General features: G+C 63.4%; 12 protein-coding genes and 1 other RNA gene. 6 read left to right on the top strand and 7 right to left on the bottom strand.

The window, feature by feature from the left end; genetic code table 11:
* Positions 1-5: 5 nt before the first annotated feature.
* The 5 genes from rnpB to P9228_RS09615 all read right to left on the bottom strand — a co-directional run bounded on the left by rnpB (position 6) and on the right by P9228_RS09615 (position 3,178).
* Positions 6-406: RNase P RNA component class A (rnpB, locus tag P9228_RS09595), an RNA gene on the bottom strand.
* A gap of 58 nt (positions 407-464) precedes the next feature.
* A complete protein-coding gene (locus P9228_RS09600; RefSeq protein WP_095802411.1) occupies positions 465-1,175 on the bottom strand; it encodes a transglycosylase SLT domain-containing protein in 711 nt (236 codons plus the stop codon).
* A gap of 184 nt (positions 1,176-1,359) precedes the next feature.
* On the bottom strand, positions 1,360-2,127 hold the full coding sequence (locus P9228_RS09605; RefSeq protein WP_278053177.1) for an N-acetylmuramoyl-L-alanine amidase: 768 nt from the start codon (positions 2,125-2,127) through the stop codon (positions 1,360-1,362).
* Positions 2,124-2,843: a DnaJ family molecular chaperone gene (locus P9228_RS09610; RefSeq protein ID WP_127335048.1), complete on the bottom strand. Its 720-nt coding sequence runs from the start codon at positions 2,841-2,843 to the stop codon at positions 2,124-2,126. Before P9228_RS09610 ends, P9228_RS09605 begins: the two co-directional genes overlap by 4 nt.
* Positions 2,844-2,977: 134 nt before the next feature.
* Entirely contained in the window at positions 2,978-3,178 is a 201-nt protein-coding gene (locus P9228_RS09615) for a hypothetical protein (protein WP_082954075.1), read from the bottom strand.
* A gap of 173 nt (positions 3,179-3,351) precedes the next feature.
* Between P9228_RS09615 and P9228_RS09620 the strand changes: the two genes are divergently transcribed.
* The 3 genes from P9228_RS09620 (at position 3,352) to P9228_RS09630 (ending at position 8,969) form a co-directional block, all read left to right on the top strand.
* Positions 3,352-6,975: a hydantoinase B/oxoprolinase family protein gene (locus P9228_RS09620; RefSeq protein ID WP_278053179.1), complete on the top strand. Its 3,624-nt coding sequence runs from the start codon at positions 3,352-3,354 to the stop codon at positions 6,973-6,975.
* A gap of 84 nt (positions 6,976-7,059) precedes the next feature.
* The gene (locus P9228_RS09625; protein WP_278053180.1) at positions 7,060-8,307 is read left to right on the top strand and encodes a DUF3419 family protein; all 1,248 of its coding nucleotides are present in this window, start codon (positions 7,060-7,062) and stop codon (positions 8,305-8,307) included.
* The gene (locus P9228_RS09630) at positions 8,304-8,969 is read left to right on the top strand and encodes a class I SAM-dependent methyltransferase (protein ID WP_067329011.1); all 666 of its coding nucleotides are present in this window, start codon (positions 8,304-8,306) and stop codon (positions 8,967-8,969) included. Before P9228_RS09625 ends, P9228_RS09630 begins: the two co-directional genes overlap by 4 nt.
* Positions 8,970-8,975: 6 nt before the next feature.
* Here the strand turns inward: P9228_RS09630 and P9228_RS09635 are convergent, their stop codons facing one another.
* Positions 8,976-10,361, bottom strand: coding sequence for a serine hydrolase (locus tag P9228_RS09635; RefSeq protein WP_278053181.1), 1,386 nt, complete (start codon positions 10,359-10,361; stop codon positions 8,976-8,978).
* Between the two features lie 230 nt (positions 10,362-10,591).
* Here P9228_RS09635 and P9228_RS09640 point away from each other — a divergent pair, with 230 nt between their 5' ends.
* Both P9228_RS09640 and P9228_RS09645 read left to right on the top strand, forming a co-directional pair.
* Complete coding sequence (locus P9228_RS09640) at positions 10,592-11,383, top strand: GH25 family lysozyme (RefSeq protein WP_067329008.1); 792 nt, start codon at positions 10,592-10,594, stop codon at positions 11,381-11,383.
* A gap of 171 nt (positions 11,384-11,554) precedes the next feature.
* Positions 11,555-12,733: a lytic murein transglycosylase gene (locus P9228_RS09645; RefSeq protein WP_067329003.1), complete on the top strand. Its 1,179-nt coding sequence runs from the start codon at positions 11,555-11,557 to the stop codon at positions 12,731-12,733.
* A gap of 37 nt (positions 12,734-12,770) precedes the next feature.
* On the opposite strand, the gene P9228_RS09650 is transcribed toward P9228_RS09645, so the two are convergent.
* A complete protein-coding gene (locus tag P9228_RS09650) occupies positions 12,771-13,991 on the bottom strand; it encodes an alanine racemase (protein ID WP_067329154.1) in 1,221 nt (406 codons plus the stop codon).
* A 213-nt stretch (positions 13,992-14,204) separates the two neighbouring features.
* Between P9228_RS09650 and P9228_RS09655 the strand changes: the two genes are divergently transcribed.
* Complete coding sequence (locus P9228_RS09655; protein ID WP_095802406.1) at positions 14,205-15,125, top strand: DMT family transporter; 921 nt, start codon at positions 14,205-14,207, stop codon at positions 15,123-15,125.
* Positions 15,126-15,515: the final 390 nt, after the last annotated feature.

A 15,515-nucleotide genomic window follows, 5' to 3' on the forward strand; every position in this document is an offset into this window, starting at 1 on the left:
AGGAAAATGCCAGCTGGCCTGTAAGCCGGGTTCTGTATGGCCCCCACGCCTTGCGGCGCGGGAACGTGGCGGCCATTCATCTTGGGCGCATGTCGCCATGCGCCTCACGCAACCTACCCGGGCGGTGGGCCGGAAACAGCCCTCGAAGGTTTCCCTTCGCACCGCCCCTATTCGGTCTTGCTCCCGGTGGGGTTTGCCGTGCCGCTTCTGTTGCCAGTCGCGCGGTGGGCTCTTACCCCACCCTTTCACCCTTGCCGCGGCAAATGCCGCGGCGGTTTGCTTTCTGTGGCACTTTCCCTGGGGTCTCCCCCGCCGGCCGTTAGCCGGCACCGTGTCTCCATGGAGCCCGGACTTTCCTCACCCGCAGCCTTTCGGCTCTTGCGGGCGCGGCCGCCCGGCCAGCTGACAAGGGCGTATAAAGGGATTCGCGCCTGAAAACGCAACAAAAAAGGCAACTGTCCCGCTTAGACAGGCGAACCGAGCGCTGCCATCTGCACCTTCACCTTGCTGCAATAGGCGGCCGAAATCGGATTCATCCGCGTCGCCCCATGGCCGGCATTGTATTTGAGGATGGTACCGCAGGTGGTGCCGCCACCTAGCCCCTGCGCCATGGCGAGGTACTTCATGCCGTATTTGATGTTGGTGTCGGGATCGAACAGTCCCTTGACCGAACCGGTATAGCCCATCATTCGGGCCGTCGCCGGCTTGATCTGCATAAGGCCGATCTCGCCGGCGCCGCCGACCATGTTGGGCCGGAAGTTGCTCTCGATCGTGATGACGGCCTTGGCCAGCGACACCGGCACGCCGTAGCTTGCCGCATAGCGGGCGATGATCGCCGAATATTGGCCGTCGCCAGTTGCCGAAGAAGACAAGGCGGGCTTTTCAGGACGGATGGAAGCTGTCGCGGTCAGGTCGATGGTTTGCCTGCTGCGCTTTGCGTAGCGTTTGACTCTTGATTTCGCGGACCGCGCTGCGGCGGCTTTCTGCACCTTCGCCGGGGCAGCTCTCTTGGTCGTCGAAGTCTTGGCGCTTGGCGCAGCCTTGGGCTTTGAGGCGGTCGCAGCAAACCCATTGTCCGCCGCCCGGAGGCTCAGGGGGGCGCTGTTCGCTGGGCTGAAGGCAAAAGTCATCACTCCGGCAGCAACGGCTGCCGCTACAACGGTCAATCTTTGCATGTATTCCTGTTCTGTTAGAACCGCGCGAAGAATTTCACGCGGCGGGGCCAATCCAACACCGGAGCATCTTGGAGGGATAGATGCCCGACAACTTGCGGGAGATGCGTTTGGAGACCGAATTGGCGCCAATAAAGGCGAGGCAATTCACTTTGTATGACAAATTGTAATTTAGCCAGCTTGGCAGCTATTTGGAAGGGGCTGCCTTTATCGCAGCCAAAAGCCTTTGGAGCGTGCTGAGCGTCGAACCGTCCGCCACGCCGTCGACGAGCCGCCGTCGGAAATGCCGCTGAAACGCCGCCACCACGATTTCCGTCTGGCGGTCGAAGACACCCGATATCTCGGCGCTGTAGCCGTACAGCGCCAGCATCGATTGCAGGGCTTCCACGTCAGCACCTGCGTCGCCCGCCTTCAGCGCCGCGCCCGTCCTGATCGGAGCCGCGGGAACCAGATGGCCGACACCGGCGGCAAAGAGCGCCTTCCAGGGAAACTTCTCGCCCGGGTCGACCTTGCGTCCCGGCGCCACATCGGAATGCGCAAGCACCCTTTGCGGTGGAATGGAATGCCGGCCCGCGATCCCTGCGCATAAATCGATCACGGCCTTGACCTGCCGCTTCGGGAAGGTTTTGTAGCCCAGCGAATGCCCGGGGTTGACGATCTCGATGCCGACAGAGCAGGAGTTGATGTCGGTGCACCCGAACCATGAACTCTTGCCGGCATGCCAGGCGCGGTCGCTTTCGCGCACCATTTGCACGATGCGGCCGTCCTCATGCACAAGATAGTGCGAGGATACCTCGCTTGCCGGATCGCACAGCCAGGCCTCGGCCCCAGGCCCCGTCGGCATGCCGGTATAGTGCAGCACGATCATGTCGGGCCTGAGCGTCTCGCGTCGCGGACCGAAATTCGGCGATAGCCTGACCTCGGCACCCGGCTGGTCGGGCAAGAAACCGCTCATACGTGCCTGAGGCCCCGTTCGATCATCTCATAGGCGGCATTGATCGCAGCGACCCTTGTCGTGGCGATCTTGATGAATTCCTGCGGCAGGCCGCGCGCGATCAGCCGGTCGGGATGGTTGTCGGAGATCAGCTTGCGATAACGCTTCCTGACCTCCTCGAATGGCTTCCCGCGTTCGACGCCGAGAACCACATAGGGATCGGCGGCGCCCAGATTGACGTGGCGCGCCAGGATCGCCTGGTAATGCGCCTCATCGATCTGAAAAATCTCGGCGATGCGATGCAGGAATTGCCCTTCCCTCTCGTGAACCAGGCCATCCGCCTTGGCGATGTGGAACAGCCCGTCGAGTATGTCTTCCAGCATCTTGCAATTCGCATGACCGGAACCGCAAAGCTGCGACATGCGCTGGGCGTAGATTTCAAATCCGGCAACATCGCGCTTGGCGAGGTCATAGAGGCGCGCCACATTGCGCGTTTCGCTCGGCGGCACCTCAAAGATTTCCTGGAAGGCGCGCACCTCGTCCTGGGTGACGATGCCGTCGGCCTTCGCCATCTTGGCCGAAAGCGCGATCATCGCCACCGAGAAGGCCACGCGCCGGCGTAGATCGGGGTCGCCCGAGTACACGGTCCGCACGGCCTCGACGACATCGCCGACGCCCGAGGACGCCGACAACGAAACACGAGCGATGAAGTCGCCGAGGCGGTCCCAAATCGACATGCGGCTTCTTAGTGCGAACCGGGCACCGCTATCAAGCCGGGACGATGCCGCAGGTCGAACGACTTTGAGGACAGTCCCGCCAAAAAGGAAGGCCGGCACAGGGGCCGGCCTTCCTGATTTCAGTGGATGAACTTCTACTGCGCGGGCGCAGCAGGAGGTGTTGCCGGAGCCGGTTCAGCAGGCTTCGAAGGGTCAGGGGTGGCCGGCTTCATTGGCTGTTCGTTGGCCGGCGGGTTGGTGCTCTGCGTGGTGGTGTTGTCGGTGCTGCTGTCGCTGCAAGCCGCGACCCCCAGCAGGGCGAGCGCCGAAACAGACGCCAGAATAAGCTTCTTCATGGTATCTCTCCTTCAGCAAACGCTCACGTTTCGGTGAACGTCGCAGAAGAAATGCAGAAATCAGACCTGGGTTTCGTAACGTTGCGTTTCCATGTGTAACACCAGGCGCATGGTTGCCGGGGCCAAAACGGCGAACTAACAGAACGGGTTGTCGCAGATAACGGATAAGCAGCATGCAGGACGCCGCAGCCAACAAATGGGATTTCTGGATCGACCGGGGCGGGACCTTCACCGACATCATCGGCCGCGATCCGCAAGGCCGACTGCATCCCCGGAAGCTTTTGTCGGAGAACCCTGAGGCCTATGCCGATGCCGCTATCCAGAGCATCCGCGAACTGCTTGGACTGAAAACCGGCGCCGCCATCCCCGCGGAGCGCATCGGCGACATAAAAATGGGCACCACTGTCGCTACCAACGCGCTGCTGGAGCGCAAGGGCGACCGCGTGCTGTTGCTCATCACCAGGGGTTTTCGCGACGCGCTGCGCATCGCCTATCAGGCGCGGCCGGATATTTTCGCCAAGGAGATCATCCTGCCCGAACAGCTCTATGAGCGGGTGGTAGAGATCGACGAGCGCGTGCGCGTGGACGGGTCCGTCGAGCGCCTGCTCGACATCGCCGCCTGCCGCCCGGCCATCGAGCAGGCCAAGGCCGACGGCATCGACGCGGTCGCCATCGTCTTGATGCACGCCTGGAAATATCCCGACCATGAAAAGGCAGTCGCGAAAGTCTGCCGCAAGATCGGCTTCAGCCAGATATCGGTCAGCCACGAGGTCTCGCCGCTCATCAAGCTGGTCGGTCGTGGCGACACCACGGTGGTCGACGCCTATCTGTCGCCGATCCTGTCACGCTACGTCGAAAGGGTGGCGGGAGAATTGGGCGCCGGCCCGCGGCTGATGTTCATGATGTCATCGGGCGGGTTGACCGCCGCCGACATGTTCCAAGGCAAGGATGCGCTGCTTTCCGGCCCAGCCGGCGGCGTCGTCGGCATGGTCGAGACGGCGAAGCTCGCCGGCTTCGACAAGGTCGTCGGCTTCGACATGGGCGGCACCTCGACCGACGTCGCCCATTATGACGGCGAATACGAGCGCGCCTTCGACACTGAAGTCGCCGGCGTTCGCATCCGCGCGCCGATGATGCGTATTCATACCGTCGCGGCCGGCGGTGGCTCGATCCTGCACTACGAGGCCGGTCGCTTCCGCGTCGGCCCGGACTCCGCCGGCGCCAATCCCGGCCCGGCCGCTTACCGACGCGGCGGCCCGCTCGCCGTCACCGACGCCAATGTCATGCTCGGCAAGCTGCAGCCCGATGTCTTCCCGGCGATCTTCGGCCCCGGTCAAGACCAGCCGCTCGACGTCGCCGCCGTGCGCGAAAAATTCGCGGCTTTAGCCGCCGAGATCGGCGATGGACGCTCGCCCGAAGCGGTGGCCGAGGGTTTCGTCACCATCGCCGTCGAGAACATGGCCAACGCCATCAAGAAGATTTCGGTGCAGCGCGGTTACGATGTCACTGAATATCTCCTGAACTGTTTCGGTGGCGCCGGCGGCCAGCATGCCTGCCTCGTCGCCGATGCGCTCGGCATGGAAGCGGTGCTTATCCACCCCTTCTCCGGCTTGCTTTCGGCTTACGGCATCGGGCTGTCGACGGTTTTCGCCTCGCGCCAGCAGGCGTTGCTGAAGCCGCTCGCCGAAGAGTCCCGCTCCTCGATCGAGGACCTGATTGCGACCTTGCACCAGGGCGTCATCGCCGAGCTTGCAGTGCAAGGCATTGCGCAAGACGCCATCGCCTCAAAGCCGGTCCTGCAGATCCGTTATGACGGCACCGACACAACTTTGCCGGTCAACTTCGAGCACGGCTCGATTTTTCGCGCCAGGAGCGATTTCGAGGCCGCCCATCAAGCGCAATTCGGCTTCGTCTACGAAGACAAGCCGATGATCGTCGAGGCAGTCGGCGTCGAAGGCAGCGATGTCGGGACCGCCAGCCGCGACGAAAGTGAATCAGGGCTCGAAGACCAGGTGGGAAGCCCCTGGCAGTCCCGGCAATTCTTCGCCGACGGCGCCTGGCGCGATGCCGGCATCTTCCGTCGCGAGGATTTGAAGCCTGGTCACAAGGTGGCCGGCCCCGCGCTCGTGATCGAGCCGAACCAGACCATCGTCGTCGAGCCGGGCTGGCAGGCCGAGATCACGGCCAGGAACCATGTGCTGCTGCGGCGTATAGAGAAAAAGGCCCGACAGGCGGCGCTCGGCACCAAAGCCGATCCGGTGATGCTCGAGGTCTTCAACAACCTTTTCATGTCGATCGCCGAGCAGATGGGCGTCACGCTGCAGAACACCGCCTATTCCGTCAACATCAAGGAGCGGCTCGATTTTTCCTGCGCCGTGTTCGACCGCCATGGCGCGCTGGTCGCCAACGCGCCGCACATGCCGGTGCATCTTGGGTCCATGGACCGCTCGGTCGAAACCGTCATCCGCCTGAATTCGGGTGATATCCATCCCGGCGACGTTTTTGCTCTCAACGCGCCCTACAATGGCGGCACGCATCTGCCCGACATCACCGTGGTGACGCCGGTGTTCGACGACGCGCGCACGGAAATCCTGTTCTGGGCGGCCTCGCGCGGCCACCATGCCGATGTCGGCGGCACCGCGCCGGGCTCGATGACGCCTTTGGCCACAACCGTCGACGAGGAAGGCGTGCTGTTCGACAATTTCCGCATCGTCGATCGCGGCCGCTTCCGCGAGGAGGAGCTCGAGGCGCTCCTCACCGACCATCCCTATCCTGCCCGCAATCCCGCCCAGAACATCGCCGACCTCAAGGCGCAGATCGCCGCCAACGAAAAGGGCGTGGCGGAGTTGCGCAAGATGGTCGCGCATTTTGGCCTCGCTGTCGTCGAGGCCTATATGGGCCATGTTCAGGACAATGCCGCCGAGAGCGTGCGCCGCGTGCTGGAAAGGCTGCCCGACAGTTCCGACTACGAGTATGCCACCGACACCGGCCAGGTGATCAAAGTGAAGATCACCGTCGATCGGCAAAGGCGCGACGCGACGGTCGATTTCACCGGCACCTCGAAGGTCATGAAGAACAATTTCAATGCGCCGGAGCCGGTGGCGCGAGCCGCTGTGCTCTATGTCTTCCGCGTCATGGTCGAGGACATGATCCCGATGAACGCCGGATGTCTCAGGCCGATCAACATCGTCATCCCCGACGGTTGCATGCTCAAACCCTCCTACCCTGCCGCCGTCGTCGCCGGCAATGTCGAGACCTCGCAGCATGTCACCAACGCGCTGTTCGGCGCCATGGGCGCGATGGCCAACGCGCAAGGCACAATGAACAATCTCACCTTCGGCAACCGGCAATACCAATATTATGAGACGATCTGCTCCGGCTCGCCGGCCGGCCAAATGAATTCGGGCCGCGGCTTTGCCGGCACCTCCGGCGTCCACACGCATATGACCAATTCGCGACTTACCGATCCCGAAGTGCTGGAACTGCGCTTCCCGGTCGTGCTGGAAGACTTCCACATCCGCGACGGTTCCGGCGGCAAGGGCAAATGGAACGCCGGCAACGGCACCAAACGCACGATCCGCTTCCTCGAAAAAATGGAATGCGCCATCCTCTCCTCACACCGCAACCGCCCGCCGCAGGGTCTGAACGGCGGCGGCGACGGCGAGGCCGGCTCGACCAAGGTCAGACGCAACGACGGCTCGATCGAGGTGCTGAAGGCCTGCGACCAGACCACGCTCGACGCCGGCGAGGCCGTCATCGTCGTCACACCGACGCCCGGCGGATTCGGCAAGGCCTAAGACTCAGCGTCAGCAGCCTGTCACCCGCCTGTCACAACGCTGCGCTACCCGCTTGCGCCAATGCAAACGGGGAATCAGCTTGCCATGTCGGATGTATCGGGAGAACTCGTTTTTCGACGCGGCAAGGAAGTTGGAAAGGCCGTCTACCAGAACCGCGCCCTGTCGAAGGACGGCATTTCCGAGCGGCTTTTCGCCTTCCTGTTTTCCGGCCTCGTCTATCCCCAGATCTGGGAAGACCCGGATGTCGACATGGACGCCATGCAGCTTGGCGCCGGCCATCGCGTCGTCACAATCGCGTCGGGCGGCTGCAACATTCTGGCTTACCTCACCCGCTCGCCGGCCCGGATCGACGCCGTCGACCTCAACGCCGCGCACATCGCGCTGAACCGCATGAAGCTGGAGGCGGTGCGCCATCTGCCCTCGCAGGGCGATCTGTTCCGCTTCTTCGGCGCAGCCGATACCAGCCACAACTCGGAAGCTTACGACCGCTTCATCGCGCCGCATCTCGACCCGGTCAGCCGTCACTACTGGGAGCGCAGGAACTGGCGCGGCCGCCGCCGCATCGCGGTTTTCGACCGCAACTTCTACCAGACCGGCCTGCTTGGCCTCTTCATCGCCATGGGCCATCGTGTGGCAAAACTGTTCGGTGTCGATCCGGCCGGCATCATGAAGGCCGAGAACATCGGCGAGCAGCGCCGTTTCTTTAACGAGGAGCTGGCGCCGGTCTTCGACAAAAAGCTGCTACGCTGGGCGACATCGCGCAAGGCCTCGCTTTTCGGTCTGGGTATCCCGCCGGCACAGTACGACTCGCTGATCACGTCCGGCGACGGTTCGATGGCGAGCGTCTTGAAGGCGCGGCTGGAGAAGCTCGCCTGCGATTTCCCGCTGAAGAACAACTATTTCGCCTGGCAGGCCTTCGCCCGCCGCTATCCGCAGCCCGGCGAGGCAGCCCTGCCCGCCTATTTGGAACAGCGCAACTACAGGACGATCCGCGCCAACACCGAACGCGTCGCCATCCATCATGCCAACTTGATCAAATTCCTCGCCGGCAAGGATGCGGGCTCGGTCGATCGCTTCGTCCTGCTCGATGCCCAGGACTGGATGACCGACGACCTGCTCAACGATCTGTGGACCGAGATCACCCGCACGGCCCCGGTTGGCGCGCGCGTGATCTTCCGCACCGCGGCCGAGCCCAGCCTGCTGCCGGGCCGCGTCTCCAGTTCCCTGCTCGACCAGTGGCGCTACGAAGCCGAGGCCTCGCGCGAATTCTCGGCCAGGGATCGCTCGGCGATCTATGGCGGCTTCCATCTCTATGTGAAGCGCGCCGCATGAGCACGACGGAGCTGCCGGTCCGCCATGCCGATCTGATGGATGGCGTCTATCGCTGGCAGCGCCATATCTACGACATTACCCGCAAATACTACCTGCTCGGCCGCGACCGGCTGATAGCGGGGCTCGACGTGCCGCAAGGCGGCACCGTGCTCGAGCTCGGCTGCGGTACCGGCCGCAACATCGTTCTTGCCGCCCGGAGCTATCCAGACGCCCGCTTCTTCGGTTTGGATATCTCGGCCGAGATGCTGGAGACGGCAAACGCGGCTATCGCTCGCGAAGGTCTCTCCGACAGGGTCGAACTGGCGCGCGGCGACGCCACGGATTTCGATCCGGCGGCGCTCTTCGGCATCGAGCGCTTCGACCGTGTCTTCATATCCTATTCGTTGTCGATGATCCCCGGCTGGGAGAAGACCGTGTCGGCCGCGCTTGCCGCGCTCGCACCCGGCGGCTCGCTGCATGTCGTCGATTTCGGCCAGCAGGAAGGTCTGCCAAACTGGTTCCGGGCCTTGCTGCGCGGCTGGCTGCGGAAATTCCATGTCACGCCGCGCGCCTCGCTGCGCGACGTCCTTGACTCGGAGTCGAAACGGACCGGCGCAACCTTCCGTTTCAGAACGCTTTATCGCGGCTATGCCTGGCTCGGCGTCATCGGAGCTCGGATGTAGAGAGCCTTACTGGTGTAAAGCTTTCACCAGCGCGGCCACCATCGCCTGCGGCCGATAGCCGAGCTTGGCAGGTGTCAGCCCGAGCCGCACCACCACCAATTGCTCCGACGGAATGATGGCCACCGTCTGGCCGTCATGGCCTTCCATCCAGTAGGTGTCCTTGGGCAGGCCGGCGGCAGCGCCCGCGCCCGGATTCTCCTCATCGCCCGGACCCTCGATCCACACCTGGCCGTTGCCGTAGACCTTCGAGGCCGGCGCCGGCTGCCGCATCCAGTCGACGAATCCGGCGGGCAGGATCTGCGCGCCGTTCCAGACACCGCCCTGCAGCAGGAACTGGCCGAAGCGGGCCCAGTCGTGCGCCGTGGCGTAGAGATAGGACGAGCCGACGAAAGTGCCTCGCTCGTCGGTTTCGAGCACCGCGCTGTGCATGCCGAGCGGCTCGAACAGCGCCGTGCGCGGCCAGGTCAGCGCCTTCGCCTTGTCGCCGATTGCCTCCTGCCACAGCCGCGACAGCATGACGGCCGTGCCGCTCGAATAGGAAAATGCCTTGCCCACCTCGCCGCCGAGCGGCTTGGCCTCGGCAAAGCCCGCCATGTCCGGCTCGAGATAGAGCATGCGCGTCACGTCGGCGACGTCGCCATAATCCTCGTTGAACTCCAGCCCGCTCGACATCGCCATCATGTCGGCAAGGCTGATCGCCGCCCGACCGTCGGCCTTCCACGGCGAGAACAGGCCCTTCTTGTCGAGCGCCATCTTGCCGTCCTTGACCAGCGTGCCGACAATCGCGGCATTCACCGTCTTGGTCATCGACCAGCCGAGCAGCGGCGTCTTGGCCGAAAAACCCTCGCCATAGCGTTCCGCGACGATGCGGCCGTTCTTCACCGCCACGACCGCGCGCATGCCTGTCCCGACCATCGCGGCATCGTCGACGATCTTCGTGACGGCGGGGTTTTGCAGGGCGTCCACCCTTTCGCCCTCCGGCCAGAGCGCATCCTGCGAGGCCACCGCCAAAGGCTCGATATGGACGGAGGTCTGCCGCGCCCTGCCGGTGTCGCCATCCGGAACCGACGCGCAGCCGACCCCGTGGCGCTCTACGGCGACGCTCTTGCCCAGCGTCCAAAGCAGGCCCGCCGAAACAAGGCCCCTTTCCTTGTCGACGGATACCTTCATCAGCTTGAGCAGCGGATGGCCCGGCGCCTGCACGTCGACGGCCAGCACTTCATTCGGGTCGCGGCCGGCGATGAACACGTTGGAGCAGACGATCTTGGCCGTATAGCCCGAGCCGACACGGATCAGTTCGGGCGGCGCAAAGTAGAGCCAGGCGAAGAGCGCGATCAGCGCCAGCACAATGAGGCCGAACAGCCATTTGATGAACTTCACGACAGCCCGCATCTTTCCGCCCTTGGGTTTTCCGGTTCGCTTTATGTCATTGATTTGCCGCCATTGCTTCTCCAAAATCATGGTCGATGTCGAGCGCCGTCAATGGATTATCAACCATGTTCGGCGATGAACGGAGAGACTGGGCGGTCCTGTGGGGCGACCGTCCGGAGGGGGCCTGCGGAAGCGACCACCATCAGTGAAGGACCCATCAGCGGCCGGCTGATCCCGGCTCGGGGGATATCATGCGCCGTCTTGCGGCCATCCTGATGCTGACGCTGTTGAGCGCCTGCTCGACCGTGGACGATCTATCGCCGCTGGCGCCGTCATCGCAGACGGTCGCCCTGCGCGCGCCCCGTTTCGAAGATTCCAAACCGCATGAATGGGACAGCGGCGCGCCGTGGAATTATGCGATCCACGGCACCGACGTCTCAAAATACCAGACCTCTGTCGACTGGCCGACGGCCAAGGCCAGCGGCATCTCCTTCGCCTTCATCAAGGCGACCGAGGGCGGCGATCGCTTCGACGATTATTTCAACGAGCATTGGGCACGCACCAAGGCCGTCGGACTCCCGCGCGCGGCCTATCATTTCTTCTATTTCTGCACCCCGGCCGCCACCCAGGCGCGCTGGTTCATCGCCAATGTTCCGAAAGATCCGTCGGCGATGCCGCCGGTGCTCGACATGGAATGGAACCCGAAGTCCCCGACCTGCCGACTGCGCCCCGATCCCGCGACGGTGCGCAGCGAGATGACCACCTTTCTCGAGATCGTCGAGCGCCATTATGGCAAGAAGCCGATCATCTATACGTCGCTCGACTTCTTCGATGACAATAACCTAGCGACGTTCCGCGGCTATCCTTACTGGCTGCGCTCGGTCGCCGGCCATCCGCGCCAAAAGTATGGCAGCCATCCTTTCACCTTTTGGCAGTACACCGGAACCGGCATCGTGCCCGGCATGACCGGCAAGTCCGACATCAATGTTTTCAACGGCTCGGAAGCCGCCTGGAACAAGTGGCTGCGGCAGAACACCCGTTGACATCGGCCCCCTTGCCTGCTTTCGACATGGCGGGCGGTGATAGTTGCAACCGCTGGCGATGCGGAGCGGCGCACCCCACCGGGGTGCCGCACGGCGCTCCTGAATTTTGAAATCTACGCATGATGCGTCCGCACCCGGCCGTGATCATGCCCCGGTCTCGTAAGGGAAGCGATGCGATTGCGCGTTGAAATCCTGGCGGCGCTGCTGGTCGGCGCTTTCGCTTGGCCTGCGGCGGCGCAGGAATGCGGCGGCGATTTCGAAGCGTGGAAACAGGGCGTGGCCGCGGAAGCCAAGGCAGCCGGCGTCGGCGCCGTTGGCCTGAAGGCGCTGGAAAATGCCGCGATCGATGAAAAGGTGCTGGCGCGCGACCGCGCTCAAGGGGTGTTCGCCCAGACCTTCACCCAATTCTCGAACCGCATGATCTCGGCCTATCGCCTGAAGCAGGGCGCGGCCAACCTCAAGAAATATGCCGACGTCTTCGCGCGCGCCGACAAGGAATTCGGTGTGCAGCCGGCCGTCATCACAGCGTTCTGGGGACTGGAGACGGATTTCGGCGCCGTGCAGGGCGATTTCCACACGCTGGACGCGCTGGTCACCCTCGCGCATGACTGCCGCCGCCCTCAGTTGTTCCGGCCGCAATTGGTGCCGTTGCTGACCTTGATCGACCGCGGCGTGCTGCCGGCCGACGTCAAGGGCGCCTGGGCCGGCGAGATCGGCCAGACGCAGATTCTACCGACCGACTATCTCGCCCGCGGCGTCGACGGCGACGGCGACGGCAAGGTCGATCTCCGGAACAGCGTGGCGGACGTGATCATGACCACGGCTGACAAAATCCTGTCGCGCGGCTGGAAGCGCGACCAGCCCTGGGTCGAGGAGGTGCGTGTTCCCGACGACATGCCTTGGGACCAGACCGGCCGCACCAACAAGCTGCCGCTGTCGCAATGGGCCCAATGGGGCGTGACCAATCCGGACGGCACGCCGCTCGTCGACAACGGCCTGAAGGCCGGGCTCGCCTTGCCCATGGGTCGCAAGGGTCCAGCCTTCCTGACCTACGACAATTTCGACGTTTATCTGGAATGGAACCAGTCCTTCACTTACGCGCTCACCGCTGCGGTGCTGGCGACCCGTCTGGCCGGGGCGCCGCAATTCGATCCGCGCACGCCCGAGCCCGGCCTCAACGGTGACCAGATGAAGGCCCTGCAGACCAAGCTTGAGGCCAAGGGCTACGATGTCGGCACGGTCGACGGTATCCTCGGCACGAATACCCGCGAAGCGATCCGCAAGGAGCAGATGCGCCTAGGCATGGCCGTGGACGGTTGGCCGACGCCGGAATTGCTGGCGAAATTGTAGCGCCCTGTCCTTCTCCCACAAGGGGAGAAGGGGGAGCTCAATCCGCCATCGTCTCCAAGCTCGCGAAACCTTGCGGCGCGTCGCCCTCGTCGAACGGCGTCGTCACCTCCACGAACGTGTCGGGATAGAACCCGTTGAATCGCGTCCTCAGCGACAGCGAGTAGGCGCCGATGTGGCCGATCTCGATCCAGTCGCCCGTGTCGACCGTTTCCGGCAGCCAGAACGGCCTCGACAATATGTCGACGGAATCGCACGTTGCGCCGCAGACCTTGAACGGCACGACCGTCTTGTCGCTGCCATTGCGCGTGCGGATCGCCGGATCGGGAATGAAGCGCGCCGGCAGCGTGATCTTGCCGGTCCATGAATCCGAGAGCGACGCCCAGATGCCGTCATTGATGTAGAGCCTTTTGCCCTTGCGCAAGAGCACGCGCACGATCAGCGACAGGCAGCGCGCCACGATCACGCGGCCGGGTTCGGCGACCAGCGGCATCTCGTCGAACCGGTATTCCTTGAGGTCGCCGGCCAGCCGCGACATGAGCTGGCCGAGCGACGGCATCTCGATGTGCTTGCGGTTGGGATCGTGGCCGTACTCGGCCGGAAAGCCGCCGCCCACGTCGAGCCCGGCAATGTCGAAGGTCAGCCGGTTGCGCACCCAGTCGGCAGAGGCCAACGCGCGCTCGTAGGTGTCGGGGTCCTCGATCTGGCTGCCGACATGGAAGCACAGCCCGACCTTGTAGCCGGTACGGTTGAGCCGCTCGGCAAGCTCCACCGCATTGGCGGGACCGGCGCCGAATTTCTTCGACAGCTCATAGGCCGCGTGGCCTTTGGTCTGGATGCGCACGAAGACGGTGAGAGCGCCGGGATCGATGTCTAGCGCACGCACCACGCGCGTCAGCTTGGTGATCTCGTCCTCATGATCGAGCGAAATCACGCGGATGCCGTATTTCTCCAGCGCCAGCTTGATGTCCGACTGCGCCTTGATCGGATGCATGTAGAGCATTTCGGCCTCGGGCGAGACCCCCCGCACAGCGGCGAACTCGCCGGGCGAGGCGACGTCGAAGGCGCTCACGCCGGCCTCGACCAGCGTCTTCAGCACGATCTGCTCGCCATTGGTCTTGACCGCATAGGCGGTCTTGCCCGGGAACATGCCCATGAACTGCAAAGCATCGGCCTTAAGCACCTGCGGGCGGAAGCAATAGACCGGATCGTCCGGACGAAGCGCCAGTGCCGCCTCGCGGGCATTTTCGAATCGCTGCATGGACGAATCCTTGATCTCGGCGCGCACAATTAATCCTAGCTAGCCGCCAAAGAAAACAGTTCTGTGTCTCGCCTTCGCCTGCGAGCGGCCGCACCCTTTTGCGCCACGCTAAACCATTGGGCAGGTTTCGGGTGGCCCTTGCCACCGAACCGTATATCGGTTGGAGCTGGTTCGGCGGATTGAGGGAGCGATCGGCATGGGAGGGGTGACGACATGACGATGGCGGCTGGCGCCGCGCCGACACGCGGACCGATGACGCTCAGAGATTGGGCGCAGCTCCTGCTGCTCGGCGCGATCTGGGGCGGCTCCTTCTTCTTTGCCCGCATTGCCGTGGCGGAGATCCATCCTTTGGCGCTGGTGCTGTTTCGCGTCGCCATCGCGGCGGCCGCGCTTCAGCTCTATCTGGCGATCCGCGGCCCGTCCTTCCGTCTCGCCTTTCCCCACGCCGGCCTGTTCTTCCTGCTGGCGTTGGCCAACAATGTCATTCCGTTTTCGCTGATCTTCGCCGGCCAGACCGAGCTCGGCGCCGGTATTGCCTCTGTGCTCAATGCCACGACGCCATTTTGGACGCTGCTCCTCGCCAATGCGCTCACCGCTGACGAAAAACTGTCCTGGAACAAGCTGGCCGGCATCTCGCTCGGCGTTGCAGGAACAGCTGTCATGATCGGTCCTGGTTTGGCTGCTGGCCTCGGCGAGCCGGCCTGGGCCAAGTTCGCGCTGATCGGCGCCTCGGTGTCCTACGCGATTGCCCTGATGATCGCGCGCCGGTTCAAGGGGGTGCCAGCGCCGGTCATCGCCACCGGGCAACTGACCGCATCGACCATCATCATGATCCCCGTCGTGCTGATTGCCTACGGCCCGACCGGACTGTTTTCGGTCTCGCCGCCAGTCTGGGCCGCGGTGCTCGGGCTGGCCCTGCTCTCCACAGCCTTTGCCTACATCCTCTATTTCAACCTCGTGGCCTCGGCCGGCGCCACCAACGCCTCGCTGGTCACTTTGATCGTACCGGTGAGTGCCGTGCTGCTCGGATTCCTGTTTCTGGGCGAGCGGCTGCAGCTCTTCGAAATGGGCGGCATGGCGCTGATCGGAGTCGGTCTGATCACCATTGACGGGCGCCTGTTCGGCCGATGGTAGCGGTGCCATGCCACGGCTTCGCCATAATATATTCACAAACTCTTGGATCGATTTTTGCCGAAGAGTTTCAATGGCTAACGGCAAATTCGAGGTCGCAAATTCCACAATCACGTCGCAATGCAGCACATTTTCCGCTTGCCTGTGACCCAAATGACTCTAGATTCCGGCCATAGCTCTTAAGAGGAGGCTATGGCATGGGACTGACGAGGCCAATCAACGCATTGATGATTTGTGCTGCGTTTGCATTCATCGGCGCCCTTATCATGGGCGTTCTTCCCTGACCCGCCGAAGCCGGGAAGACCAGCACCGAGGATGAGTCCAACCGATTCGAAAAGGCCGGGTTCCGCCCGGCCTTTTCCGTTTCAATCATTGTTTTGAATGCATGTCGTT

The organism is Mesorhizobium sp. WSM4898 (assembly GCF_029625845.1).
GTDB lineage: Bacteria > Pseudomonadota > Alphaproteobacteria > Rhizobiales > Rhizobiaceae > Mesorhizobium.